Annotated in this window: 21 protein-coding genes and 1 pseudogene; 11 read left to right on the top strand and 11 right to left on the bottom strand. The window is 73.0% G+C overall.

The window, feature by feature from the left end; translation table 11 throughout:
- Window positions 1–16: 16 nt before the first annotated feature.
- Window positions 17–2,101, bottom strand: coding sequence for a thioredoxin domain-containing protein (locus tag IEZ04_RS02850; protein WP_189214972.1), 2,085 nt, complete (start codon window positions 2,099–2,101; stop codon window positions 17–19).
- 856 nt (window positions 2,102–2,957) lie between these two features.
- Here IEZ04_RS02850 and IEZ04_RS02845 point away from each other — a divergent pair.
- Entirely contained in the window at window positions 2,958–6,170 is a 3,213-nt protein-coding gene (locus IEZ04_RS02845; protein ID WP_189214971.1) for a tetratricopeptide repeat protein, read from the top strand.
- Between the two features lie 129 nt (window positions 6,171–6,299).
- Here IEZ04_RS02845 and IEZ04_RS02840 read toward each other — a convergent pair whose 3' ends face one another.
- Both IEZ04_RS02840 and mca read right to left on the bottom strand, forming a co-directional pair.
- On the bottom strand, window positions 6,300–6,578 hold the full coding sequence (locus IEZ04_RS02840) for a hypothetical protein (RefSeq protein WP_189214970.1): 279 nt from the start codon (window positions 6,576–6,578) through the stop codon (window positions 6,300–6,302).
- Complete coding sequence (gene mca, locus IEZ04_RS02835) at window positions 6,571–7,431, bottom strand: mycothiol conjugate amidase Mca (protein WP_189215379.1); 861 nt, start codon at window positions 7,429–7,431, stop codon at window positions 6,571–6,573. The genes IEZ04_RS02840 and mca overlap by 8 nt, the downstream gene beginning before the upstream one ends.
- 194 nt (window positions 7,432–7,625) lie before the next feature.
- On the opposite strand from mca, the gene IEZ04_RS02830 reads away from it, so the two are divergent.
- On the top strand, window positions 7,626–8,024 hold the full coding sequence (locus tag IEZ04_RS02830; protein WP_189214969.1) for a DUF4307 domain-containing protein: 399 nt from the start codon (window positions 7,626–7,628) through the stop codon (window positions 8,022–8,024).
- A gap of 180 nt (window positions 8,025–8,204) precedes the next feature.
- Entirely contained in the window at window positions 8,205–8,702 is a 498-nt protein-coding gene (gene greA / locus IEZ04_RS02825; RefSeq protein ID WP_189214968.1) for a transcription elongation factor GreA, read from the top strand.
- A gap of 699 nt (window positions 8,703–9,401) precedes the next feature.
- On the opposite strand, the gene ilvA is transcribed toward greA, so the two are convergent.
- On the bottom strand, window positions 9,402–10,631 hold the full coding sequence (ilvA, locus tag IEZ04_RS02820; protein WP_189214967.1) for a threonine ammonia-lyase: 1,230 nt from the start codon (window positions 10,629–10,631) through the stop codon (window positions 9,402–9,404).
- Between the two features lie 168 nt (window positions 10,632–10,799).
- Here ilvA and IEZ04_RS02815 point away from each other — a divergent pair, with 168 nt between their 5' ends.
- The 3 genes from IEZ04_RS02815 to IEZ04_RS02805 all read left to right on the top strand — a co-directional run bounded on the left by IEZ04_RS02815 (window position 10,800) and on the right by IEZ04_RS02805 (window position 12,312).
- Complete coding sequence (locus IEZ04_RS02815) at window positions 10,800–11,300, top strand: MarR family winged helix-turn-helix transcriptional regulator (protein ID WP_444545448.1); 501 nt, start codon at window positions 10,800–10,802, stop codon at window positions 11,298–11,300.
- A gap of 233 nt (window positions 11,301–11,533) precedes the next feature.
- The gene (locus IEZ04_RS02810; RefSeq protein ID WP_189214966.1) at window positions 11,534–12,067 is read left to right on the top strand and encodes a sigma factor-like helix-turn-helix DNA-binding protein; all 534 of its coding nucleotides are present in this window, start codon (window positions 11,534–11,536) and stop codon (window positions 12,065–12,067) included.
- Window positions 12,064–12,312 (top strand): hypothetical protein, encoded by a 249-nt coding sequence (locus IEZ04_RS02805; RefSeq protein ID WP_189214965.1) that lies wholly within the window; start codon window positions 12,064–12,066, stop codon window positions 12,310–12,312. Before IEZ04_RS02810 ends, IEZ04_RS02805 begins: the two co-directional genes overlap by 4 nt.
- Window positions 12,313–12,340: 28 nt before the next feature.
- Here the strand turns inward: IEZ04_RS02805 and IEZ04_RS02800 are convergent, their stop codons facing one another.
- On the bottom strand, window positions 12,341–13,498 hold the full coding sequence (locus IEZ04_RS02800) for a cystathionine gamma-synthase (RefSeq protein ID WP_189214964.1): 1,158 nt from the start codon (window positions 13,496–13,498) through the stop codon (window positions 12,341–12,343).
- A gap of 187 nt (window positions 13,499–13,685) precedes the next feature.
- On the opposite strand from IEZ04_RS02800, the gene IEZ04_RS02795 reads away from it, so the two are divergent.
- The 3 genes from IEZ04_RS02795 (at window position 13,686) to msrA (IEZ04_RS02785) (ending at window position 16,480) form a co-directional block, all read left to right on the top strand.
- A complete protein-coding gene (locus tag IEZ04_RS02795) occupies window positions 13,686–14,804 on the top strand; it encodes a hypothetical protein (protein WP_189214963.1) in 1,119 nt (372 codons plus the stop codon).
- 270 nt (window positions 14,805–15,074) lie between these two features.
- The gene (gene msrA, locus IEZ04_RS02790) at window positions 15,075–15,740 is read left to right on the top strand and encodes a peptide-methionine (S)-S-oxide reductase MsrA (RefSeq protein WP_189214962.1); all 666 of its coding nucleotides are present in this window, start codon (window positions 15,075–15,077) and stop codon (window positions 15,738–15,740) included.
- 89 nt (window positions 15,741–15,829) lie between these two features.
- Window positions 15,830–16,480: a peptide-methionine (S)-S-oxide reductase MsrA gene (gene msrA, locus IEZ04_RS02785; RefSeq protein WP_373296250.1), complete on the top strand. Its 651-nt coding sequence runs from the start codon at window positions 15,830–15,832 to the stop codon at window positions 16,478–16,480.
- Window positions 16,481–16,509: 29 nt separating this feature from the next.
- Here the strand turns inward: msrA (IEZ04_RS02785) and IEZ04_RS02780 are convergent, their stop codons facing one another.
- Together IEZ04_RS02780 and IEZ04_RS02775 are read right to left on the bottom strand one after the other, a co-directional pair.
- Window positions 16,510–16,893 (bottom strand): VOC family protein, encoded by a 384-nt coding sequence (locus tag IEZ04_RS02780; RefSeq protein ID WP_189214961.1) that lies wholly within the window; start codon window positions 16,891–16,893, stop codon window positions 16,510–16,512.
- 329 nt (window positions 16,894–17,222) lie between these two features.
- On the bottom strand, window positions 17,223–18,263 hold the full coding sequence (locus IEZ04_RS02775; RefSeq protein ID WP_189214960.1) for an NAD(P)-dependent alcohol dehydrogenase: 1,041 nt from the start codon (window positions 18,261–18,263) through the stop codon (window positions 17,223–17,225).
- Window positions 18,264–18,436: 173 nt separating this feature from the next.
- On the opposite strand from IEZ04_RS02775, the gene IEZ04_RS02770 reads away from it, so the two are divergent.
- Window positions 18,437–19,378: an MmyB family transcriptional regulator gene (locus tag IEZ04_RS02770; RefSeq protein ID WP_189214959.1), complete on the top strand. Its 942-nt coding sequence runs from the start codon at window positions 18,437–18,439 to the stop codon at window positions 19,376–19,378.
- A gap of 22 nt (window positions 19,379–19,400) precedes the next feature.
- Here IEZ04_RS02770 and IEZ04_RS02765 read toward each other — a convergent pair.
- The 4 genes and pseudogenes from IEZ04_RS02765 to IEZ04_RS02750 all read right to left on the bottom strand — a co-directional run.
- Window positions 19,401–19,724 (bottom strand): annotated as a pseudogene (locus tag IEZ04_RS02765) (putative quinol monooxygenase); the annotation flags it as partial.
- Window positions 19,725–19,803: 79 nt separating this feature from the next.
- On the bottom strand, window positions 19,804–23,124 hold the full coding sequence (locus tag IEZ04_RS02760; protein ID WP_229820796.1) for a S8 family peptidase: 3,321 nt from the start codon (window positions 23,122–23,124) through the stop codon (window positions 19,804–19,806).
- A gap of 262 nt (window positions 23,125–23,386) precedes the next feature.
- Window positions 23,387–24,652 carry a L,D-transpeptidase gene (locus IEZ04_RS02755; protein WP_189214956.1) on the bottom strand — a complete coding sequence of 422 codons (1,266 nt, stop codon included), beginning with the start codon at window positions 24,650–24,652 and terminating at the stop codon, window positions 23,387–23,389.
- 211 nt (window positions 24,653–24,863) lie between these two features.
- On the bottom strand, window positions 24,864–25,181 hold the full coding sequence (locus tag IEZ04_RS02750; RefSeq protein ID WP_308429762.1) for a hypothetical protein: 318 nt from the start codon (window positions 25,179–25,181) through the stop codon (window positions 24,864–24,866).
- A gap of 149 nt (window positions 25,182–25,330) precedes the next feature.
- Between IEZ04_RS02750 and IEZ04_RS02745 the strand changes: the two genes are divergently transcribed.
- Complete coding sequence (locus IEZ04_RS02745) at window positions 25,331–25,765, top strand: hypothetical protein (RefSeq protein ID WP_189214954.1); 435 nt, start codon at window positions 25,331–25,333, stop codon at window positions 25,763–25,765.

Here is a 25,765-nt window from a genome sequence, read left to right as displayed (position 1 = left end):
CCACCGCCGCGCGGCCCTAGCCGTTCAGCACCGTGCGGAGGCGGTCCGCGTCCGTCGTCGGGGCGTCGCAGGTGAAGTTGCGGCAGACGTACGCGGCCGGTTCGCCGCCGACGAGCGGCCGGTCGGCCAGCAGCGGCAGCTCGTCGCTCCCCGGCGCGCCCGCGGCGACCACGGCGCCGGGCGCGGTGCCGAGCAGGGCCGTACGGTGCAGGGCCCTCGTGCCCGGATGACCGTCCGGGCCCACGACCGCGATCTCGCGCGGCCCGTCGAGGAGCGCCTCGGCGGTGGCGAGCCCCCAGCCGGTGAAGCGCGGCGCTCGCGGCCCGAGCACCTTGACGACACCCAGCGCCCGCTCGGCGGCGGTGCGGTGGCGTTCGGAGCCGGTGTGGGCGGCGTAGCCGAGCAGGGCGCCCGCGGCGGCGGACCAGCCGGACGGGGTGGCGTTGTCGGTCGGGTCCTGCGGGCGGCGGATGAGCTGCTCGGCGTCGGCGGCCGTGTCGTACAGGGAGCCGGACTCGGGGTCGGTGAACCGGTCGAGCACCTGGTCGAGGAGGAGCCCGGCGAACTCCAGCCAGACGCCCTCCCCGGTGACGGAGGCGAGCGCGAGGAAGCCCTCGGCGACGTCGGCGTAGTCCTCCAGGACGCCCGCGTTGCCGCCGGCGTGGCCGTCCCTGCTGGTACGGGTGAGCCGCCCGTGCTCGTCCAGGTGCAGCCGGACGAGGAGGTCGGCGGCGGCGAGCGCGGCCTCGACGAGGTCCGGCCGCTCGAAGTAGGCGCCGGTCTCGGCGAGGGCGGCGACGGCGAGCCCGTTCCAGGCGGCGACCACCTTGTCGTCGCGGCCGGGTGCGGGCCGCAGGGCACGCGCGTCCAGCAGCCGGCGCTTGACGGACTCGACGCGCCCGGCGTCGAACACGCCCTCGTGCTGCGGCAGTTGCAGCACCGACTGCCCGTGCTCGAACGTGCCCTCCTCGGTCACCCCGAAGTACTGGGCGGCGAGCCGGGCGTCGTCCTCCCCGAGCACCTCGGCGAGCTGCCCGGGCGTCCACACGTAGTACGCGCCCTCCACATGCTTGCCGCTGCCGCCCTCCCGACGCCCACCACCGCCCTTCTGAGGACGGGCTTCGCCCGGCACCTGCTCTTCGCTGTCGGCGTCGAGCGCGGAGGCGAACCCGCCCTCGGCGGTGCGCAGCTCGCGCACCATGAAGTCGGCGGTCTCCAGGGCGACGCGACGGGCCAGCTCTGACCCGGTGGAGCGCCACAGATGGGCGTAGACACGGCAGAGCAGCGCGTTGTCGTACAGCATCTTCTCGAAGTGGGGCACCACCCACTCCCGGTCCACGGAGTACCGCGCGAACCCGCCGCCGAGCTGGTCGTAGATGCCGCCGCGGGCCATGCGCTCGCAGGTGTCCCGAGCCATCTGCAGAGCGCCTTCGGCGCCGGTCCGCGCATGGTGCCGCAACAGGAACTCGACGGCCATGGACGGCGGGAACTTGGGCGCCCCGCCGAACCCGCCGTGCGCGGCGTCGTACTCCCGGGTGAGCCCGAGCAGGGCCTGCGCCAGCTCCTGCTCACCGGGGACGTCCACGCCCCCGTACTTCAGCTCCCGCCCGGCCAGGTCCTGGACGATCTTCCCGGCGACCTCGGCGACCTCGTCCCGGCGGTCGGTCCAGGCGGCCCGCACGCCCTGGAGGACCTGCCGGAAGGACGCCATGCCGTGCCGGGGCTCGGGCGGGAAGTAGGTGCCGAAGTAGAACGGCGCGGCGTCCGCGGTGAGGAACACGGTCATGGGCCAGCCGCCGTGCCCGGTGGCCGCCTGCACGGCCTCCATGTACACCGCGTCGACGTCGGGCCGCTCCTCCCGGTCGACCTTCACGCTGACGAAGTGCGCGTTCAGGTACGCGGCGGTCTCGGCGTCCTCGAAGGACTCGTGCGCCATGACGTGGCACCAGTGACAGGAGCTGTACCCCACGCTGAGCAGCACGGGCACGTCCCGCCTGCGCGCCTCCTCGAAGGCCTCCGGCGACCAGGGCCACCAGTCCACGGGGTTCTCGGCGTGCTGGAGGAGGTAGGGCGAGGTCTCTTGGGCCAGTCGGTTCGGCATGGTGTCCATCCTGCCGCAGTACCCGCATCGGGCCATGTACCACGGGGTGGTCCGCCCGGGTCGACCCCGGGGCGGGGCAACGGGGGCGCCGGGTGCCGCCCGGTGCCGCTGGGCGCCACCCGGTGCCTTCGGTGCCGCCGGTGCCTCCGGCCCGCGCACCGTGGCCGGGCCGGTGGCCGGCGGACAGCGACCGACGGCCGGTCTCCCCGCGGACGGCGAGCGACGGGCGACGGCCGTGGGCGACGAGCATCGGACTCGTCCCACGGGGTGGTCCGCCCGGATCCACCCCGGCGCGGGGCAACGGGGGCGCCGGGTGCCGCCCGGTGCCGCTGGGCGCCACCCGGTGCCTTCGGTGCCGCCGGTGCCTCCGGCCCGCGCACCGTGGCCGGGCCGGTGGCCGGCGGACAGCGACCGACGGCCGGTCTCCCGACGGACGGCGAGCGACGGCCGGTCTCCCGGCGGACGGCGAGCGACGGCCGGTCTCCCGGCGGACGGCGAGCGACGGGCGACGGCCGTGGGCGACGAGCATCGGACTCGTCCCACGGAGTGGTCCGCCCGGATCGACCCCGGCGCGGGGCAACGGGGGCGCCGGGTGCCGTCCGGCGCCGCCGGCCCGCGCACCGTGGCCGGGCCGGGCCGGTGCACGACGAGTGGCGGCGAGGTGCGTACCCGGCCGGCCGGCACACCCCCGCGCGTCGGTTCCGGCCGCGCTCCCGGCGGGCCACCGCCTTCACCGGACACACCCGAAACCGCCACGTCGGCGGGGCACTTGGGGGTGCACGGCTCTCTCGCGCTCGTGCTCCGTCCGCAGGACACTGGTCCGACGGAGGCCGTTGTCGTCGGAGGGGGACGTGACATGCGGGACAGCCACCGGGCCGAGGCCGAGCGGCTGTTGGCCAGAGCCGTGGAGGAGGAGGTGCGCCGCTCGGGCGGACGCACCGACGGTGCCGTGCTGCTGTCGCGGGCACGTGCGGCCCTCGACTCCATGGCCGGGGCGGCCGTCGAGGAGTACGAGGCGTACACACGCGCGCTCGACGAGTCAGAGGAGGGCCGGCTCACCTTCGCCCAGCGCTACGCCAGGGAGGGGGCGGGCACCCCCCTGCTGGTCGCGGCCGTCGCCGCCATCGCCGCGGCCGTGGCCGACCTGGCCCTCGGCACCGGTACCGGCACGGCGCTGACCGCCGGGGCCACCGTGGGCGTCGTCGCCGCCGCGGCCACCGTCGTGAAGGTGACCGCCGCGCACCTCCCGGCCGCCCACCACCGCGCCGGCGCGCTCGGCCAGCCCGGCGGCCCCGAGCAGCTCCGGCTCCAGTGGCTGACCGCGCTGGAGGTGCGCGGCATCAGACCGTTCCTGGACCAGCAGCGCGTGCTCAGTGCGAGCACCGGCGCGGGCGCGGGCGCGAAGAAGGGCGCGCCCCGGCTGCGGGGCGCGGACAAGAGCGCGGCGGCCCGTCGGCGCAGCGTGCTGGAGCAGTCCTTCCAGCAGCTCCCGGAGGCGGCGGGCCCGTTCGCGGGCCGGCGGACGGAGCTGGCCCGGATCCGGCAGTGGGTGCACGCGGGCCGCGCCGGCACCGAGACCCGCCCGACCGTCGTCGTGCTGCACGGCGCGCCGGGCTCCGGCCGGACGACGCTGGCGGTGCGCGCGGCCCGCGACCTGAAGGACCAGTTCCGCGGGGCGTGCGTCGTGGACCTGCGCGGCGACAGCCCGGAGGAGCCGCCGCTGTCCACCCGGCACGCCCTGCTGAACCTGCTGAACCGGCTCGGCGCGCCCCGCGAGCAACTGCTGTTCCGTGAGCGCTCCTCCCCGGAACAGCAGGTCAAACGGCTCACCGAGCTGTACCACCAGCAACTGACCGGGCTGCCGGTGACCATCGTCCTGGACGACGCCCGGACCCCGGAGCAGGTCCGTGCCCTCGTTCCCGAGCGCTCCGACAGCCTCGTCCTCGTCACCGCCCGCAGACCCCTCCCCCTGCCCGCCGGCCTCTCCGCCCGGGTGCACCAGCTCCCCGTCGAACCCCTGGACGAGGCGGGCGCGGAGGAACTGCTCGCCGCGACCGCGCAGGAGAGGCCGGACCCGTACGACGCCGAGTCCGCCGGGCGCGTGCGGGAGCTGTGCGGCGGGCTGCCCCTCGCGCTGCGCGTCGCGGGCTCCGCCCTGGGGCCGCGCACGCTCCGCGCGCTCGCCGCGGACCTGGGCGCGTACGGCCCGGTCGAGCCCGTCGAACGCGCCCTGTGGCTGCGCTACACCGACCAGTCCGAGTCCGCGCGCCGGCTGCTGCGGCGCCTCGCGCTGGCGGGCCGGGCGTCCCTGGGCGCCGCCGCCGCGGCCTCCCTGCTCGCCACGGACGAGACGGAGGCGAAGCGCCACCTGGCCGCGCTGGCCCGTGCCGGACTGCTCGACCACGTCCGCGGCGACCGGTACCGGCTGCACGACCTCGTCCGGGTCTTCGCGCAGGCCCGGCTGCTGGACGAGGAGGAACCCGCCGAGCGCACGGCGGCCCAGGAGCGCCTGATCGTCAACTACGCGGAGCTCGCCGACTCGGTGCTGCGGCTGGTCGACGGCAAGATGTCCACGCGCTCGGACCGGTTCGGCCCGCACGGCTTCACCTCGCTCGACGAGGCGCTGCGCTGGCTGGACGACGAGTCGAGCTTCATCACCTCCACGCTGCGGCACACCGAGGGCGTGGACCAGGCGGCCGTGCTCAATCTGCTGGGCGCCCTCTGCGACTACTGCCTGCTGCGCGGCGACCTCTACCGCCTCGGCGAGATCAGCGAGCTGGCGCGCGCCGTCGACCAGGGCCTGCTGATCCGCTCGGTGCAGTGGCGCACCGGCATCGCCGCCCGCCAGCTGGGCGAGCTGGACAAGGCGCGCACGACGCTGTCCTCCGTGGTCGACCTGTACATGGAGGCCCGCCACGACGCGGGCGCCGCCCGGGCCCTCACCTCGCTGGGCATCACCCTGCACCACCAGGGCAACCTCCCCGAGGCGGCGGCCAGGCTCCGGGAGGCGCTGGACCTCCAGCAGACGCAGGAGCTGTCCGTGGACCGCGCGTGGACCATGCACGCGCTGGCGGCGGTGGAGCGCGACCGGGCCCGCCTGGCGGAGGCGTACGACCTGCTCACCCGTTCCCTGCGGCTGCACCGCGAGGGCCAGTCGGTGCACGGCGAGGCCTGGGCCCACTACCAGCTCGGCCAGCTCTGCCTGCGGATGGGCGACGTACCGGAGGCGGAGGAGCAGCTGCGCAGCGCCCTGGACCTGTACGGGCGGACCCGCGACGCCCGCGGCGAGGCGTGGGCGCTGACCCAGCTCGCCCGCGCCCGGCTGGTCGCCGGGGACGCGTCCGCCGCGGTCGACGGCCTGCGCCGGGCCTCCTCGCGCCACCAGGAGAGCGAGGACGCCCGCGGGGTGGCCTGGACGCTGTACTACCTCGGCCAGGCCCTGGAGGAGACGGGCGACCTCGACCGCGCGGTGCGCGAGCTGGAGCGCGCCCGCACGATGTTCTCCCGGATGCGGGACGTGTACGGGCTGGCCTGTGCCCGGCACCACTCGGGCCGGGTCACCCGCGACCAGCGCGCGGTCCAGACGGGTTCGCTGCGCAACTCCGGCTTCGCCCGCCAGCTGCTCGTCGAGGGCCGCGCGGACTTCCAGCGCGTCGGCGTCGCCCACGGCGAGGCATGGACCTGTCTGGAACTGGCGGTGGTGGACGCGGGCAACGCCCGCACCGGGCAGGCCCTCGCGCTGTGCGACGAGGCGGTGGCCCTCTTCATGTCGTACGGCGACCGCCGCGGCGAGGACTGGGCCCGCTTCCTGCGCTGCACCCTGCTGCCGTACGCGGCCCCCGGCGGCGTCGAGATCGGCACGGCCGTCGCGCAGGAGGAACTGGCCCAGCTGGCCCGCGCCGCGCATCCCCTGCGCGACACGAAGCTGGACGAGTACCTGGAGGCGTACCAGCTGCTCCTGGAGCGGGGGGTCGACCTGGAGGCGGGCTGGCGGGCCTGGTCCCTCGGCATGGTCCCGGACCGCCATGCACGGGAGGTGATGGGGGTGCCGGTGCCGGGAGCGTCCTGAGGAAAGCACGAGAAGCGTGGGAGGCGCGGAAAGCACGGCATGGCCCCGCGGCGCCCGGGGGCGCCACGAGGCCGTGCCGGCGGCCCGTCGCCGCGTGGAGCGACGGCCCGCCGCCGTCGCGGGCGGCGCTCAGCCCTTGGCCGGGGACGCCTTCCCGCCGGTCCCGGACGCGGAGGACGCCGAGGACACCGACGCCGACGCATCGCCGCCCGTGTCGCCCGTCTCCTTGAAGTCCACCCTGCCCATGTGCTTGTTCAGGGACTTCATCAGCCCCCACACCGCCAGGGCCATCACCGCGAACACGATGAAGCCGAGGACGCCGGGGGTCACCTTGTCCTCGTCGACCTCCGCCGCGAGCGGGACGAGGTGCGTCATTGCCAGGCTTGCGCTTGCGCTCATGTCAGGCATTGTCCCGGATGCCCGCGAAGAGGTCGTCCTCGGGGAGGGAGGTGTCGACGAGCGACTTCGCCAGTTCGTACTCCTCCGTCGGCCAGACCTCCCGCTGCAGCTCCAGCGGCACTCGGAACCAGCCGCCGTCGGGGTCGATCTGCGTGGCGTGCGCGATCAGCGCCTTGTCGCGGATCTCGTAGAAGTCGGCGCAGGGGACGTGCGTGGTCAGGGTGCGGTCCTTGTGCCCCGTCTCCTCCCAGCGCTTGAGCCAGTCCCCGTACGGCGACTCCAGGCCGCGGTCCAGCATCGCCTGGTGCAGCGCCTCGGTGCGCGGACGGTTGAAGCCCTGGTTGTAGTAGAGCTTCTTCGGCTGGTATGCGGGGCCGTACTCGGCCTCCGGGTACTTGTCGGTGTCCGCCGCGTACTCGAACGCCACCATGGAGATCTTGTGGGTCATGATGTGGTCGGGGTGCGGGTAGCCGCCGTTCTCGTCGTAGGTGGTGATCACCTGCGGACGGAACGACCGGATCTTTCTCACCAGCTCCCCGGCCGCCTTGTCGACGTCCTCCAGGGCGAAGCAGCCCTCGGGGAGCGGCGGCAGCGGGTCGCCCTCGGGCAGCCCGGAGTCGACGAAACCGAGCCACTCCTGCTTGATCCCGAGGATCTCGCGCGCCTCGTCCATCTCCTTCTTGCGTACTTCGTGAATGTGCTCCTCGATGTACTTGTCGCCCTGCAGCTTGGGGTTGAGGATGGAGCCGCGCTCCCCGCCCGTGCAGGTCACCACCAGCACGTCCACCCCCTCGGACACGTACTTCGCCATGGTGGCCGCGCCCTTGCTCGACTCGTCGTCGGGGTGTGCGTGCACGGCCATCAGTCGCAGCTGGTCTGTCAAGACTCCATCCTCGGTTAAGTCGGCGCCCGGCCGGAACTCGGTCACTCGGCCCGGTGTGAACCGGGGTGTCGGGCGGCTTCTATAGTGACCGAATCGGCGGGTGGAAAAATTCCGGGAGGGGTACCTGAGGTCCCTTTCGGGACATTCGCCGGAGCCCATCCGGGAGGACGATCATGAGTACGCCGAGCACACGGCTGCCCGAGGGGCGGTACGGCCGCTCCGCCGACGCGCGCACCGACCGTACTCTCAGGATCGTCGGCTCGGTGCTCGGTGCCTGCCTGGTCCTCCTCGTCGGCTGGTTCGGCTTCCACTACGTCGCCGGCAGCGAGATCAGCGCCGAGGTGATCAAGTTCGAGCTGTCGGACGACTCGGTCGCGGTGCACCTGGAGGTCCACAAGGACGCCGGCGCGAGCGGTTACTGCACCCTGCGCTCGCAGTCCGCGGACGGGGCCGAGGTCGGCCGGGCCGACTTCCGCTTCGACGGGGACGCCACCCGTATCGACGAGGTCGTCACGCTCCGTACGACGTCTCCCGGCACCACGGCGGAGCTGGTGGGCTGCCGCGCCGGCTGATCCGGCCCCGCGCGCCGGTCGGCGTGTCTCCCTGCTGACCTGCGGCGACGTGGTTCTCGCCGCTTATGTCCTCCCCCTTCGGCCACTGAATTGTTAGGCTCGTGGTTTCGCCCACTCATGAAGGAACATTGTTCTGGGTAGGGCGATGCTTTGTATTCCAAGTACCTACGAGGAGCACCTGTGACCCAGACCAGCGAGAACGTCACCTGGCTGACCCAGGAGGCGTACAACAAGCTCAAGGACGAGCTTGAGTACCTTACTGGTCCCGCACGCACGGAGATCTCCGCGAAGATCGCCGCCGCGCGCGAGGAGGGGGACCTGCGCGAGAACGGCGGGTACCACGCGGCCAAGGAGGAGCAGGGCAAGCAGGAGCTCCGCGTGCGCCAGCTCACCCAGCTCCTGGAGACCGCGAAGGTCGGCGAGGCCCCGGCCTCCGACGGCGCGGTGGCGCCCGGCATGGTCGTGACCATCGCGTTCGACGGTGACGAGGACGACACGCTGACCTTCCTGCTCGCCTCCCGCGAGTACGCGAGCTCCGACGTCGAGACGTACTCGCCGCAGTCGCCGCTCGGCCGGGGCGTGATCGGCAAGCAGGCCGGCGAGGTCGCCCAGTACGAGCTGCCGAACGGCAAGACCGCTTCGGTGAAGGTCCTCAAGGCGGAGCCCTACCAGGGCTGAGCACCGTCCGGCCGCACCCGGCACACCGGCCCCGCCCCGAAGGCCCCGGGTGCCGCCCCGGAACCGGCCGCCCACGGATGCCACGGGCTCCGGCCCGCCGACCCGACCACCCACCCGGTGCCCCCGGCCGCCCTTTCGGCGCCGGGGGCACCGTTGCACAGGGGACGGAGTTACGGCCGGGGGGACCGGTCCGGGCGGTCCGGACCGAGCCGGACCGAGCCGGACCGAATCGGGCGGACCGAGCCGGGCGGACCGAGGTGGCCGGACCGGTCCGGGCGGACCGAACCGGGCGCATCGAGGCAGGCGGACCGAGGTGGCCGGACCGGTCCGGGCGGACCGAGCCGGGCGAATCGAGGCAGGCGGACCGAGTCGCGCGAACCGAACCCGGCGAACCGAACCCGGCGAACCGAGCCGAGCGAACCGGGCTGGCCGAACCGAGGCAGGCGGACCGAACCGCGCAAACCAAACCCGGCGAACCGAGCCGGCCGAACCCAACCCGGCGAACCAGGCCCGCAGTCCCGGCCTGGCGGACCGGGCCGGGTGATCAGGCCGCGGCCGTACCGAGCCGGGGCAGACGGTCCACGGGCCGGCGGGCCGGGCCATGCCCCCGGCCGCGTCGTCGTGATCACGGCCGCGGCGGCGCAGTCGCTCGCGGCGCAGTCACTCGCGGCGCGGTGCGGTTCCGGATGTGTCCGGACGTCAGTCCATGACCGTGTAGCCGGCCTCGCGGAGGGCGTGACCGACCTCGGTGCAGTGCTCCGGGCCCTTCGTCTCCAGGTGCAGTTCGACCTCGGCCTCGGTCAGGCCGAGCCGGGGGTCGGTGCGTACGTGGCTGACGTCGAGGACGTTGGCGTCGACCGTCGACAGCACCCCGAGCAGCGTGGCGAGAGCCCCCGGGCGGTCCGTCAGGCGCAGCCGGACGGCCAGGTAGCGGCCCTGGGCCGCCATGCCGTGCCGCAGGACGCGCTCCATCAGCACCGGGTCGACGTTGCCGCCGGACAGCAGCGCGACCACCGGCCCCTCGAACGTCTCCGGCGCGCTCAGCAGGGCCGCGACCGGACTCGCCCCGGCCGGCTCGACCACCAGCTTGGCCCGCTCCAGGCACAGCAGCAGCGCGGCGGACAGCGCGTCCTCCGAGACCGTGCGCACCTCGTCCACCAGCTCGCCGATGATCCCGAACGGGACGTCCCCGGGCCGGCCGACCTTGATGCCGTCCGCCATCGTCGCCGGGGCGTCGATGGACACCGGACGCCCGGCCGCCAGCGACGGCGGGTACGCGGCCGCGCCCTCCGCCTGCACCCCGACGACGCGTATGTCCGGGCGCAGCGCCTTCACGGCGACCGCGACGCCCGCGGCCAGCCCGCCGCCGCCGATCCCCACGACCAGCGTGCGGGCCTCGGGGCACTGCTCCAGGATCTCCAGGCCGACCGTGCCCTGGCCCGCGATGACGTCGGGGTGGTCGAAGGGGTGGATGAACACCGCGCCCGTCTCGGCCGCGTACGCCTGGGCGGCGGCCAGCGTCTCGTCGATGACCATGCCGTGCAGGCGCACCTCGGCACCGTACTCGCGGGTCGCGCTGATCTTGGGCAGCGGGGCGCCCCTCGGCATGAAGACCGTGGCGCGCACCCCGAGCAGCGAGGACGCCAGGGCGACGCCCTGCGCGTGGTTGCCGGCGCTCGCGGCGACGACCCCGGCGGCGCGCTCCTCGGGCAGCAGCCCCGCGATGCGCACGTACGCGCCGCGGAGCTTGAACGAACCGGTCCGCTGCAGGTTCTCGCACTTGAGGTGCACCGGCGCGCCGACCAGCTGCGACAGGTGCCTGCTGCCCTCCATGGCGGTGACCCGTGCGATGCCCTCGAGCATCTTCCGGGCGCCGCGGACGTCGTCGATCGTCACGCGCGGCAAGGAGTCAGCCGTGTTGTAGCTCATGACCACCAGTCTCGCAGTTCACAGCGCACCCCCGTGGCGGTACCACCGGCCGCGACCGGTTTGCGCAGCGTCGGTACGGCCCGGCTGTCCGCCGCGTACTCTGTCCCCCAACCCAGCACCCACGCATGAAGTGAGCCCCCGGCCATGCCCACACCACCTGACATGTCGATGGACATGACGACCGTCGGTGACACCGGTCTTCTGGACGCGCTGCAGCACGAGGTCGCGGTGTTCGCACGCCGTGCCGAACAGACCCGGCTCGGCGGCGTCGGGCAGGTGCGCAACTCCATGGACCGCGCCGCGTACCTGCTGCTCAACCGGCTCGACAAAGAGGGCCCGATGGGCGTCAAGGCCCTCGCCGCCAGCATGGGCATCGACTCGTCCACGGTCACCCGGCAGGTGGCGCCGCTCGTCGACACCGGGCTGGTCAAGCGCACCTCCCACCCGGAGGACGGGCGCGCGGTGGTGCTCCAGCTCTCCCCGCGCGGACTGGCCCGCCTGGACGAGGTGCGGTCCTCGCGACGGCAGCTGATGGCGGAGCTCACGCAGGACTGGGAGCCGGAGGAGCGCGAGACGTTCTGCGCGCTCCTGACCCGCTTCAACGGCGCGCTGTCCGCCCGTATGACCGTTCCGGGCGCCTCGTCGGCGGACTCGGAACCGGCCTCCTGAGCGTCCCGGGCCGAAGCGCACGGATCCGGCCGCGTCCGGTCGCGCCGTTCACTTACGGGGTCCGTGGGCCCGTCGGCGATGTCCCCCACTCGTGTGGTGCTTGATCACGGCCGGTGTACGGCGGCGCCCGTCCTCCCACGCGCGTGCACGGCTCTTGACCGTGGGGCGGCTCCCGGCCTGATATGAGACCGGGGCCCGTCGAGCCGTCGGAGTGCCCCCGGACGGGAGGCACGGTGCGCGAACGGCAGGCGTCCGAAGCGGCGGAGGCACGCCGGGCCCGGGAGTTCGAGGCGTTCGTCGCGGGCGCGGCCGGGCGGCTCCTGCACGCCGCCACACTGCTCACGGCGGAACCCCCGGACGACAACCCGCGCGCGCGACGCCTGCTGACGCTCTCCCTCGCCTCGACGTACGCCTCCTGGGACCGTCTGCACGGCGAGGACCCGTACGACCGGACGCGCAGGCACCTGGTCCTCCGCTTCGCGGACGGGGCGTGGCCCTGGTACGGCCGCCGCCGGCCCGGCCGGCGCTCCGTCCGGTTCCGCCCGCCGGACGCACCCGCGGCGCCCGCGGCGCTCTCGGCGCTCACGCCGCGGCAGCGGCTGGTCGTCGTCCTCAGGCTGTTCGAGGGCGTCGCCGAGGAGCAGACGGCGGCGCTGCTGGGGCTGCCCGCGGACCGCGTACGGGCGCTCTGTGCGCGGGCCACCGCGGACCTGCTCCGTCCGCCGCGCGGGCGGGCGCCCGCGGCCGTCGGGGCGGCGCGGTCATGAACAGACGTGAGCGGGAGACCGTCGCACGGCGGCTCCTGGAGCGGACGCCGCCGCCCGTGCCGCCCGAGCTGTACGGGGACGCGGTGCGGCTCGGCGGGCGCATGCTGCGCCGCCGGGCCGCGGTCCGCCGTCTGCTGTGGCTGGTGCTGCTGGCGGCGGTCGTCGCGTTCGTCCTGTGGGCGTCGGCGGCGCGCCCCTGGGTGCAGCCGCCGTCGGACACGACGCCGCCGCTGACCGGCTGGTGAGCACCGGCCGGCCGGCGGCCGCCGGTGGTCAGCGGCCGAGGGCCTGCTGGAGGTCGGCCAGGAGGTCGTCGACGTTCTCGATGCCCACGGAGAGGCGGACCAGGTCGGCGGGCACCTCGAGCGCCGAGCCGGCCGCGGACGCGTGCGTCATGCGGCCCGGGTGCTCGATCAGGGACTCCACACCGCCGAGGGACTCGCCGAGCGTGAACACCTTGGCGCGGTTGCAGACCTCGACGGCCGCCTCCTCGCCGCCCTCGACGCGGAAGGAGACCATGCCGCCGAACGCCTTCATCTGCTTGGCCGCGGCCTCGTGCCCCGGGTGCTCGGGCAGGCCCGGGTAGAGGACGCTCGTCACGCGTGCGTGCCGGGTGAGCATGTCGGCGACCTTCGTGGCGTTCTCGCTGTGCCGGTCCATGCGCACGGCGAGGGTCTTGGTGCCGCGCAGCACCAGCCAGGAGTCGAAGGGCCCGGCGACCGCGCCCATCGCGTTCTGGTGGAACGCGAGCTCCTCGCCCAGCGCCTCGTCGGCCACGACGAGGGCACCGCCCACGACGTCCGAGTGGCCCCCCATGTACTTGGTCAGCGAGTGCACGACGACGTCCGCGCCGAGGGAGAGCGGCTGCTGGAGGTAGGGCGTGGCGAAGGTGTTGTCGACGACCAGCCGCACCCCGGCCTCGCGGGCGACCTGGGCGACGGCGGCGATGTCGGTGACGCCGAGGAGCGGGTTGGAGGGGGTCTCCACCCAGATGACCTTTGTCTTCGGAGTGAGGGCGGCCCGTACGGCGGCCGGGTCGCCCGAGTCGGCGACGGACCACTCGACGCCCCACCGCGAGACGACCTTCGCGAAGAGGCGGAAGGTGCCGCCGTACGCGTCGTTCGGGATGACCACGTGGTCGCCGGGGGCGAGCAGCGTACGCAACAGGCAGTCCTCGGCCGCCAGCCCCGACGCGAACGCGAGCCCGCGGCGGCCGCCCTCCAGGGCGGCGAGGTTCTCCTCCAGGGCGGTCCTGGTGGGGTTGGCGCTCCGGCTGTACTCGTAACCGCCGCGCAGGCCGCCGACGCCGTCCTGCTTGTAGGTCGAGACCTGGTAGATCGGCGGGACGACCGCGCCGGTGAGGGGATCCGCGGTGTTGCCCGCGTGGATCGCCAGGGTCTCGAAGTGCTGACTGATGTGCCTGTCGCTCATGCGCACCGAGCGTAGTGCGCCCGGGGCTCCGCCGGGGGACGGGAACGGGCCGGGTACGGCGGGTCGGCCGGTTCCCGGCGCCGGCCGGACGCGGGAGGCCGCCGGCCGGGCGCCCGGGGCGGGTGGGTGCCAAGTCGTGACGTGGGCGGGTTGGCCAATTGTCGGACCCGTCTGGTTCGCTTGGGACATGGAGATTCTCTGGGTCCTGATGGCGCTCGTCATGATCGGCTTCGCGGTCAATCTGATCGTGTCGCGCAGGCGTGCCGGAATCCAGCAGGTGACGCCGGGGCACCCGGACGCCGCGGACCCGGCGGACTACGGCTTCGTGCGGCAGGAGCTGCTGGACATCCGCATGCCCGGCCCGGATCAGGACCTGCTCGACGTGCTGGACCTGGTGCAGCGCACCCAGGACTACCGCGCCGCGGCGCAGCTGTTGCAGGGCACCGAGGCGGAGGGCGAGCGCCGCTGGCAGCGGGTGCAGGCCTTCGCCGGCGCCGCGTCGCTGGAGCTGCAGCAGCGCCCCGGCGGGGTGAGCGACAGCCCGGGCGGGCAGTGGCTGCGCGTCTGGCGGGCCGAGGCACCCAAGGACGCGGGCGGTGCGGCGGTGCACGCCGAGTTCCTGGTGCAGCAGGCGTGGCGGACGGCGACACCGGGCACGGACGAGTTCCGCATCATCATGGAGGAGGCCAGGGCGGCCTGCGGCGATGCCGCGCTGCTGGCCCCGGGCGACCCGGTCCCGTACATCATCGAGCTGTCGGTGGCCCGTGGACTCGGCTACTCCCAGCAGGAGTTCGAGCAGATCTGGCTGAGGATCCTGGACCGCGCCCCCGCGCACATGGGCGCGCACCTGGCCGCGCTGCACTACTGGTGCGAGAAGTGGCACGGCTCGCGGGAGCAGGCGTACGCGTTCGCGGAGGCGGCCGCCGCCCGCGCGCCGCGGGGCTCCCTCCTCGCGGCCATGCCGCTGTTCGCCGTCTTCGAGCACCTGCCCGAGGTCAACCTGGTCACGGGCTTCTACCAGAGCGAGGTCGTGACGAAGGCGGTGCACGGCGCGCTCTTCGCGGTGCACGCGGCCCGTCCCGACGACCCCATGCTGGCCCACGTCCGCCACCTCCTGGTGTTCTTCCTGGTCCGCGGCGAGCGCTGGGCCGAGGCCATGAGCCAGCTGGTGCACGTCGACGGCCACGTGGGCGCGCTGCCGTGGACCCTCAACCCCGACCCGGCCGAGGACTACGCGATATACCGGGCGCTCGCGGTCGCGGGCTACGAGGCGAACGGCGGAAGCCCCGCGACGCTGCTGCACTGACGTGGCCGCCGACGCCGGCACCCGGCTGCTGGTCCCGCGAGGAACACCCGCGCTGCCCCCTGGCACCCGAGGGCGACCCGGCGGCGGAGTTCCGCCGGATGCGCGACGCGAGCCTGACGGACGTGACGCCCGCCAGGCGTAATGCCCAGTACCGGGCCGTTCGGGCCGAACGGCCCGTACGGCCGGAATGCGGCGAGCCCCCCGGGCGTTCTCCGGATGTCGTCCCGCGACCCCACGGGACGGCGTCGAGACCACGAAGGAGCCCGCGTCATGCTGTTCGGCCGTACGCCTGTCCTGCCCACCCCCGAGCAGGCGCTCAAGGGCCGCCCCGAGCCCCTCTACACGGTCCCCGAGACCCACACGGTCCTCGGCACCCGGCTGCTCGGTCCCTACCCCGAGGGTTCGGCGGTCGCCGACTTCGGCCTGGGTTGTTTCTGGGGCGCCGAGCGCAAGTTCTGGCAGCTCCCGGCCGGTGTGCACACGACCCTGGTCGGTTACCAGGGCGGCTTCACCGAGAACCCCACGTACGAGGAGGTCTGCTCCGGGCTGACGGGCCACACGGAGGCGGTCCGCGTCGTGTACGACCCCGAGGTGATCTCCTACGAGCGGCTGCTCCAGGTGTTCTGGGAGTCCCACGACCCCACGCAGGGCTTCCGTCAGGGCAACGACGTCGGTACGCAGTACCGCTCCGCGATCTACACCCACTCCCCCGCCCAGGCCGCCGCGGCCGAGGCCTCCCGCGAGGCCTACCAGAAGGTCCTGACGTCGTCCGGCTACGGCACGATCACCACGGAGATCCTGCCGGCGGAGGGCCGCGAGTTCTACCCGGCGGAGGACTACCACCAGCAGTACCTGGACAAGAACCCGGCGGGGTACTGCGGCATCGGCGGCACCGGGGTGTCCTGCCCCATCGGTCTGGCGCGCGCCGAGGGCTGAGCGCCGGACGTCCGGCCGGCCGACGACGGCTGACAAGGGTCGGCCACGGCTGACAAGGGTCGGCCACGGCTGACAAGGGGGGCGCGGTGGTGTTCGGACGGAGCGCGGAGCCGCGGATGCCGACGGCCCGGGAAGCGCCTCCCGGCAGGGACGCCCCCGCGTACGAGGTGCCCGAGCGGCACGCCGCGCTGGGGACCGCCCTGCTGGGGCCCTATCCGGAGGGGTACGGGGTCGCGGAGTTCGCGCTCGGGTGTTTCTGGGGCGCCGAGCGGCGGTTCTGGCAGACGATCGGGGTGTGGACGACGCTGACCGGTTTCCAGGGCGGCTTCACCCCGTATCCCGTCGACGACGAGGTACGGACGGGGCTGACCGGGCACGCCGAGGCCGTGCGCGTCGTCTTCGACCCGGCGGTCGTGTCGTACGAGCGGCTGCTCCAGGTGTTCTGGGAGGGGCACGACCCCACGCAGGGCTTCCGGCAGGGCAACGACGTCGGCACCCATGTCCGGTCGCTCGTGTTCACCCGCTCCCCCGCCCGGCGGGCCGCCGCCGAGCGGACGCGGGAGCGGTACCAGGAGGCGCTGTCCGCTGCCGGGTACGGGGAGATCACGACCGGGATCCTCGACGCCGGGCGGTACCCCTTCTATCCGGCGGGCGCCTCGCACCAGCAGTACCTGTACCGGAATCCCGCCGGGTACTGCGGGTCCGGCGGTACGGGGATCTCCCTGCCCGGCGTGCGCTGAGAGGGCCCGCGCCCCGCGCCCCGCGCCCCTTACGATCCGCTGCCGTACGGGCGCGTCAGAATCTCCAGGTTGTGGCCGTTCGGGTCCTCGAAGTAGGTGCCGCGGCCGCCGTCGTTCGTGTTGATCTCCATCTCCTTCCGGTGGTACGGGTCGGCCCAGTAGGTCAGGCCCGCCGCCCGGATGCGCCCGAAGATCTCGTCGAAGTCCTGTTCCGAGACCAGGAAGGCGTAGTGCTGGGGCGTGATGGTCCCGGAGGTGTCCGCGTAGTCGAGGGTCACCCCGTTGGGGATCACGACCGGGACGAACGGGCCGTACTGCGGGCTCACGTCCAGCCCCAGGATGTCGGCGAGGAACCGCGCCGACGCCTCCTTGTCGCGGGCGTAGACGATCGTGTGGTTCAGCTCGATGGTCATGTCGGGTCCTCTCGTCGCACGACTCTTCGCACACGGCTCTTCGCACACGGCACTCCGTGCGCGCGGCTCTCCGCACCGCTCGACCCGGCGCCGACCCCCGTACGGCGCCGGGTGCACGGCCCACGCTAGGCAGCACCGCCCGCCCGCACCATCGGCCCTTCGGCCGTCACCGCTCGGTCCCGCGACGTGCGTCCTGCGACCTGCGACCTCCGACCGCGCGGACCGGCACCCGCCCGCGAGTCGGGCGGCGGGCGGGGCGCCGCGTGAGAACGTGACGGCGGGGCCGGGACCGTCCTCCGGTCCCGGCCCCGCCGTCACGTCGCGTGGGCTCAGATCGTCGCCGCGTCGATCACGAACCGGTAGCGCACGTCGCTCTTCAGCACCCGCTCGTACGCCTCGTTGATCTCGGAGGCGGCGATCAGCTCGATCTCGGCGCCGATGCCGTGCGCCGCGCAGAAGTCCAGCATCTCCTGGGTCTCCCGGATGCCGCCGATCATGGACCCGGCGAGGGTCTTGCGGCCGCCGAGCAGCGCGAAGAGGTTGAGCGAGACGGGCTCCTCGGGGGCGCCCACGTTCACCAGCGCGCCGTCCGTCTTCAGCAGGGACAGGTAGGCCGCGAAGTCCAGCGGCGCCGACACCGTCGACAGGATGAGGTCGAAGGAGCCGCGCAGCTTCTCGAAGGTCTCCGGGTCGCTGGTGGCGTAGTAGTGGTCGGCGCCCAGCTTCAGGCCGTCGTCCTTCTTGCGCAGCGACTGCGACAGCACCGTCACCTCGGCACCGAGCGCGTGCGCGAGCTTGACGCCCATGTGGCCGAGGCCGCCCATGCCGAGGACAGCGACCTTCTTGCCGGGGCCCGCGTTCCAGTGCTTCAGCGGGGAGTACGTGGTGATGCCGGCGCACAGCAGCGGCGCGGCGACGTCGAGGGACAGCCCGTCCGGGATTCGGAGGGCGAAGTCCTGGTCGACGACGATGTGCGTCGAGTAGCCGCCGTAGGTCACCTCGCCGTCCTTGCCGACGGCACCGTACGTCTGCACGTTGCCCTTGACGCAGTACTGCTCCTTGCCGGCCTTGCAGTACTCGCACTCGCGGCAGGAGTCGACCATGCAGCCGACGCCCGCGTGGTCGCCGACCTGGAACTTGGTGACGGCGGAGCCGACCTCGGTGACGACACCGGCGATCTCGTGGCCCGGGACCATCGGGAAGATGGCCTCGCCCCAGCCGGCGGTGGCCATGTGGATGTCCGAGTGGCAGATGCCGGCGAACTTGATCTCGATCAGGACGTCGTTCTCACCGACCGCGCGGCGCTCGATGGTGGTGCGCTCCAGGGGAGCCTTGGCCGCGGGGGCGGCGTACGCGGCGACAGTGGTCATGCTTGGTGTCACTCCTAGCGGGAAGTCGCGCGCCGGCCGGACGTCCCGTCCGGCGCTCCTGCAACTGTGCCTCTGTCCATGGCATCCGCCCAGATCACGGCTTTGCGTACGCCCAGTGGTCCTACTACTGGCGGGGTCAGGATCGTGTGCGTACGACCGGGGATACTGGAAACATGGACAAGTCGCCCCCCACCGGTGCGGAGACCTCCGCCGCGACGCACCCCGCCGACGAGGTCGGCCGGGCGCTGGACCGGCGCGCGGAGCTGAGCGAGTTCCTGCGCAGCCGCCGGGCGCGGCTGAAGCCGGAGGACGTGGGGCTGCCGGTCTTCGGGCGGCACCGCCGGGTGCCGGGGCTGCGGCGCGAGGAGCTGGCGCAGCTCGCCGGGGTGTCCGTCGCGTACTACACGCGGCTGGAGCAGGGCAACGGCCGCAACGTCTCGGCCGAGGTGCTCGACGCCATCGCCCGCGCGCTGCGCCTGAACGACGCCGAGCACGCGCACCTGACCCACCTGGCGAGGCCGCGGCCGCTGAAGCGGAAGCACGCGTGGCGGGCGCAGCAGGTGCGGCCGTCCCTGCGGCAGCTCCTCGACACCTTCGAGGGCACGCCCGCGTACGTCACCGGGCGGCGCTCGCAGATCCTGGCCTGGAACCGGATGGCGGCCGCCGTGTTCGGCGACTGGGGCGAGCTGCCGGCGCAGGAGCGGAACTGGGCGCGGCTGGTGTTCCTGCGGCCCGAGTACCGCGTGCTGTTCGCCGACTGGGAGTCCAAGGCCACGGACATCGTCGGCATGCTGCGGATGGACGCGGGCCGGCACCCGGACGACCCGCACCTGTCGGCGCTGGTGGGCGAGCTGTCGGTGAAGAGCGCGGAGTTCCGGCAGCTGTGGGCCCGGCACGACGTGCGGGAGAAGTGCCACGGGGTGAAGGCGCTGCGCCATCCGCTGGTGGGCGAGCTGACGCTGAACTTCGAGTCGTTCCAGCCGCCGGGCGACCCCGAGCAGATGCTCATCACGTACCACGCGGAGCCCGGCACCCCGTCGGCGGAGGCGCTGCGCCTGCTGGCGAGCTGGGGCACGGACGCCCACCGCCTGCGGCAGGAGGCCGAGGAGGTCTGAGGGGTCACCCCTCGGGTACTCCCGGCGCCCCGGCGCCCGCTCCCCGTACCACCGTGGGCTTGTAGTGCCGCATCTCCTGGATGTCGCCCGCGAAGGGCTGCACCACGGCGAGGTAGTCGTCGAACAGCTCCGACGTCCGGAACCCCTCCAGGTGGTCCTCGGTCGACGTCCAGGTGACGCGCAGGACGAAGTGCTCGAAGTCCTCCTCGCAGCGGGCCAGCTCGTAGTCGACGCAGGCCGGCGACGCCGCCAGGAAGGCCGCGGCCTTGGTCCAGGCGGCCAGGAACTCCGCCGACCGCTCCTCCGGGATCCGGTAGCGGATGTACTCCACGGTGCGCACTGTCATACGCCCATACGAACACGGGACGGCCCGCCGGAGGAAGATCCCCCGGCGGGCCGCCGTCAACGGTGCGTACGCCCGCGCCTCACTTGGCGTGGTACGCGTCGTGGATCGTGACCGTCGACCCGTTGCCCTTCTTGTCGGTGATCTCGGCGCGGAAGGAGACGCTTCCGCCCTTCGCCGGGTTGGTGTGGGTGACCTTGCCGTCGGTGACGGTGAGCTTGGTCCACTTCTTGCCGTGGTCGTACGACACGTACACCGCCAGCGACTTCAGGTTGTCCCCCGCGGCCGCGCCCTGGACGGTGACCGGCACGGTGACCGTCCGTCCGGCCGGCGCGCGGCTGCTCAGGTCGAGCAGCGGGCCGAAGCGGGCCGTGGAGACCGGCAGCTCGGTGTCCGAGGCGGTCCTCGCCGACCTGAACGTCCAGCTCGCGTCGACCCGGGTGGAGACCCCGGCCACCTCCGCGGACCGCTCGACGGACGTCTCCAGCCGGTACGGGGCCTCGGCGGCCGGGACCGTGAACCCGCCGGAGCCGTCCAGGGTGTCGTCCGTCTCGGCGATCTTCTTGCCGTCGCGGTACAGCGTCGAACGCGCCGAGGTGAGCTCCGACCCCCCGGCGTGGGCGTTGCCGTCGGCGAGCATCGGCAGGTAGCCGTAGATGTCGTCGCCGTCCCGGCGCACCCCGTGGTCACCGCCGACGGTGGGGCCGAAGACCCCGACGTTGAACGTCGCCCCGTAGACCCGGCCGGCCTGGTAGGCCCGCTCGGTTCCCTGGGTGTAGGAGGCCTCGACGATCGGCCAGCCGTCCTCGTCGACGCCGTCGGTCTGCTCGAAGTCGAGGCCCCACTTGACCCCGTCCGTGGCGGACAGGTACAGCGTGCGGGTGCCGGGCAGCTGCTGCGGGACGCTGATGGCGGAGCCGCCCGCGCTGCCGGGCAGGTAGCCCCAGGCGGAGACCGACCCCTCCTTGCCGGCGGCGGAGGCGCCCAGGCCAACCCGCACCGTCGCCAGCTCGCTCTTCTTCCAGTGCTTGGTGTAGCCGGTGGCGAGCTGCTGGACCGTGCCGCCGGAGATGGCCGCGTACTCGGTCGTGGCGCCCTTGGTCCAGTGCCCGTCCCACTGCTGCCGCAGGGAGCCGTCGGTGACCTTCGGGCCGAGGTGGGCGGCGCGGAATCCCTCGAAGGTGTCCAGGAACCAGCCGAAGCCGTAACTGTCGCCCGCCACCTCCCTGGTGAAGTCGGCCGACGCGAACTCGGACGTGGCCCCGGCGGCGGGCACCGTGACGTCGACCGGCGCGGCCTTGCGGGCGTCCAGCGTCACCGTGGTGTCCCTGGTGACGGACAGGTCGGGCTGGGCGAGCCAGGTGGGGCCGTCGTCCGGATTCTCCGGGCCGCCGAGGACGGCCGCGTCGAGGATGTAGCCGCCCTTGGGCACGCGGACGGTCACGCTGCCGTCGGCCTCGTACGGGTTGAACCACTCGCCCGCCGCCCCGCCGGACACACCGGCGAGGTTGACCAGGTAGTCGGCGGCGGGCCTGCCGTCCCGGCCGGTCACCTCGAGGGTGACGTCGTACGACTCCGGCTCGCGCTGCACGCCGGCCGCGGTGCGCACGGTCTGGCCGCCGCCGGTGGCCGTCAGGTACGCGGAGTACGCGCCGTCCAGGGTGCCGCCCGGCCGGGTGTCCGCCGTCAGGTCGACGGAGGCGGTGCCGCCCGCGGGGACGGTCACGGACTTGGCGCCGAGCGTGAAGAAACCGGCGGGAGCCGGCTGCCCCTTCGGGTCGGTGCCCGCGACGGCCAGGTCGAGGGTGACGTCCTCGGTGCCGAGGTTCCGGTACGTCACGGCCTCGGTCACCGGGGTGTCGTCGGTGTGCGGCCACTGCTGGGTGGGGAAGCTCACCGACACCGGGTCGGCGACCACCGTCTGCGTGAGCGCCCGGTCCACCTGGACGCGTCCGGCGCCCTGCTCGTACGCGGAGTACGCGCCGCCCTTGGCAGAGGCCGTCAGGGCGCCCTTGAGCTCGGTGTACGTCCACTCCGGGTGCCGCTGCTTGAGGATCGCCGCGGCGCCCGCCACGTGCGGGGTGGCCATCGAGGTGCCGTCGATGGTGAGGTAGCCGGCCGGGTTCTCGCCGACCTCCTGCGCGATGACGCTGCCCGGGGCGGAGGCGGCGGTGATCTCCACGCCCGGCGCGGTCACGTCCGGCTTGATCTGGCCGTCCATGCCGGGGCCGCGGCTGGAGAAGTCCGCGAGCGCGTCGCCGTCGTCGACGGCGCCGACCGTGAGGGCGGCGGCCGCGGAGCCCGGGGAGCCGATGGTCCGGTCACCGGGGCCCTCGTTGCCCGCGGCGACCGCGAAGAGGATGCCCTTCTCCGCGGAGAGCTTGTTGATCTGGGCTTCCATCGGGTCGATCTCGGCGGTGTCGCCGCCGCCCAGGCTGAGGTTCACCACGTCGGCGCCCTGGGCCGCGGCCCAGTCCATGCCCGCGATGATGCCGGAGTCGTCGCCGAAGCCCGAGTCGTCGAGGACCTTGGCGTTGAGCAGCTTCGCGCCCGGGGCGACGCCCTTGTACGCGCCGCCCGACTTGGCGCCGGTGCCCGCCGCGATGGAGGCGACGTGCGTGCCGTGCCCGTAGGCGTCGTTCGTACCGGTGGCGGCGGTGAAGTTCTTCTCCCCGACGACCTGGCCCTTCAGGTCCTCGTGGGTGGCGTCGATGCCGGTGTCCAGGACGGCGATGGTGACGCCCTCGCCGTCGTAGCCGGCCTCCCACGCCTTCGGCGCGCCGATCTGCGGCACCGACTTGTCGAGGGTCACCTTGCGGACGCCGTCGAGCCAGATGTGCGCGATGCCGGAGGCCGCGGTGCCGTCGTCGTCGGTCACCGCCCGCCACAGCTCGCGCGCGTCGTCCTCCGGGGTCTGGACCGCGTCCGCGTTCAGGGACGTGAGGGTCCTGCGCACCTTGGTGTCGCCCGCGTCGCGGACGTCGGCGCGGGCGGCCGGGGCGGCGGCCCCCTGGTAGCCGACGATCACCTTGAGGCCGTTCTTGTGGGCGTCGCGGGTGGCGGCCCGGTTCAGGACGGTGAGGTCGAACAGCCGTCGGTCGAGCTTCCCGGTGGCGATCAGGCGGGCCGCGTCGGCGGGCACCACGAGGGTGTGGCCGCCGGCCTCGCGGACCTGGACGGGTATGCCCTCCCGCCCCTCGGCCCGCTCGAAGCCGACGGGACGCCCGTCCGCGTCGACCACCACCCGGTCACCGGTGATCAGGGTGATGCGGTGCTTGGCGGCGTCCGCGGCCGTCGCGGTGCCGCCCGTGGACCATGGTGCGGCCGACACCGGGCTGGTCAGGCCCGCCGCCAGGGCCACGGCGGCGGCCGTGGCGACCGTGGCCGCACCCGCTCTCTTCACATGTCTGCGCAAGTCTCCCCCTGTGGTCGAAGTCCGGACACGCGCGTTCTTTCATCCGGCCAGAGGGATCGACGTTCATGTGACGTGGGTTCCATGCATGATTCAAGTTGTCCGGATCGCATGGACGATGGCCGGATCACCCCGCTTGCGCGTTCTCCTTCACCGAGGCACGCCGAGGCATGTGAGAAGCCCTCGCCGGACACGCCAGTGGCGCCGCCCGTGCGGGGCGGCGCCACTGTGGGGGAAGGGAGCGGGGGCTGGATCAGACCTCCGAGCCCGCCTTCCACTCGGCCCAGTCCATGTTCCAGCCGTTGAGGCCGTTGTCGGGCTTGATGGTGTCGTCGCCCGTGTTCTCCACGACCACGACGTCACCGATGATCGAGTTGTTGTAGAACCAGGCGCCGGGGGTGTTCGGGTCGTTGGCGCCCTTGGTGTCCGCCAGGCCGACGCAGCCGTGGCTCGTGTTCACGCTGCCGAAGATCGACTTGGCGCCCCAGTAGTTGCCGTGGATGAAGGTGCCGGAGGTCGACAGGCGCATGGCGTGCGGCACGTCCTTGATGTCGTACTCGCCCTCGCCGTCGTCGTCGGTGAAGCCGACCGTCGCGCCGTTCATCCGGGTCTCCTTGAACTTCTCGGAGATCACCATCTGGCCCTCGTACGTCTTGTTCTCCGGCGAGCCGGCCGAGATCGGGATGGTCCGGACGACCTTCCCGTCCTGCATGACCTTCATCTGCTTGGTCTTGGCGTCGACGACCGAGACCTGGTTGCGGCCGATCTTGAAGGTGACCGTCTTCTGCTGGACGCCGTAGACGCCCTCGGCGCCCTCGACACCGTCGAGCGCGAGCTTCAGCGTGACGGTCTGGTTCTCCGTCCAGTACTTCTCGGGCCGGAAGTCGAGCCGGTTGGCGTTGAACCAGTGCCCGACGACCTCCTGACCGGCGCTGGAGGTGACCGTGATGCCCTTCTGCACCTCGGCCTTGTTCTCGATCGCCTTGTCGAAGTTGATCGAGACCGGCATGCCGACGCCGACCGTGGAGCCGTCCTCCGGCGTGAAGTTGCCGATGAAGCTGTTGTCCGGGGAGACCGTCGTGAACGACGCGTTCTCGTGGGCGGCGCGCCCCTCGGAGTCCTCGGCCGTGGCGCTCACCTTGTAGGTGGTGGACCGCTCGAGCTGTCCGGTGGGCTCCCAGCTCGTCTTGTCCGCGGATATCTCGCCCTCCACGGCGGTCCCGTCGGAGGTCTCCATGGTGACCTCGGTGAGCGTGCCCTTGCTCACGGTCACCTTGGCGGAGTTGTTGATGGAGGCGTTGTTCGAGCCGTCCTTGGGCGTGATCTCGATGTCGGCCTCGGAGGTCTTCGTGGCGGCCGCCTCGTCGACCTCGGCCCGGGACTCGCCGCCGCCCCCGGCAGACGTGTCGTCGGTGTCTCCCCCGCTGCACGCAGAGAGCACCAGCACCCCGCCGAGCAGAGCGGACGCGACCGACAGGCCCCTGCGCCGCCTACTGTTCGTCATCACACGCTTCTCCATCGTTGCCAATTCCCCAAGACCCCTGAGACTTCCCGTACGACCTTCAACGCCACGACCGGTTCATCCCGTTCCACAAGACACCGATATGTGGTCCACACCACGCCCGGCCGGAGGCCGGACCACGGCTCCGGGGTGGTCAGTGCGCCTGATGAGACGACGGAACCCCGGGCGCGGTTGCCGCCCGGGGCCGTGAATCTTTTTCCGCCACGCCTCAGCCGAGCCCGCGTTCCGCTGCTTCCCCGTCGTCGTCGTCGGCATCATCTTCCCCGTCGAGTTCCCACTCCAGCGCATCGGGGTCGTACTCGATCTGCTCGCTGCTCCACGAGGCCTGCGCCAGTTCCACCCCGGGCACCCCACTGACCAGGTCGAACGGATCGACCAGATACGCGAGGGCCTCCGCCGTGTCCTCCATCACCGCACTGTTGGCGTGTACCCGCTCATGCGCCGGCATATCGGGGTCGTCCTCGATCCGCCGCTGCGCCGCCTCGGCGACGGCCTCGGCGGAGTCGATCTCGACGACCAGGTCCACGCGGACACGGACAAAGCGTGATGTCTCAGAAGTGTTCATAGCCCGGAGCGTACGACTGACCGGCAGCCCGGCTTTTACGCGACCCGCGGCTTTCACTAGCATCGCATCCCACGGCCAATTCGCCAGCTCCACAAGGGGATCGATATTCCGTGTCCGCCGCACGCCGATCGTCGTCCACCGCACGTCGGACGTTGCTGACCGCCACCGCCGCCGGGACCCTCCTCGCGGCCCTGTGGTTCGTCCCGTCCGCAGGCGCCACCCAGAACCAGCCGGGGAGCCCGGAGACGAACACCACCACGACAACCACCACGCATGCGGGGACGACCACATCCGCATCCACGTCCACATCCACGTCCACATCCGCATCCACGTCCACCGACGCGAACGCGGAGCCGGCGGGCCCGGCCCGGGCGGTCTTCACGCAGTCCGGCGAGGGCGTCGCCGTACCGGCCGGCGCCCACACCCGGCTCGCCGACACGGGGTCCTTCGACACCACCCCGTACATCGTCGGCGGCACGCTCTTCCTGACCCTCGGCGCCGGGTTCGTCGTGCACTCGGTACGCAGGGAACGCTTCGAATTCTGA

Origin of the sequence: Streptomyces ruber, from assembly GCF_014648075.1 — a bacterium.
GTDB classification, from domain to species: domain Bacteria; phylum Actinomycetota; class Actinomycetes; order Streptomycetales; family Streptomycetaceae; genus Streptomyces; species Streptomyces ruber.
Note: the sequence above shows the minus strand (reverse complement) of the source record. Positions and strands in the feature narration are given on the sequence as shown.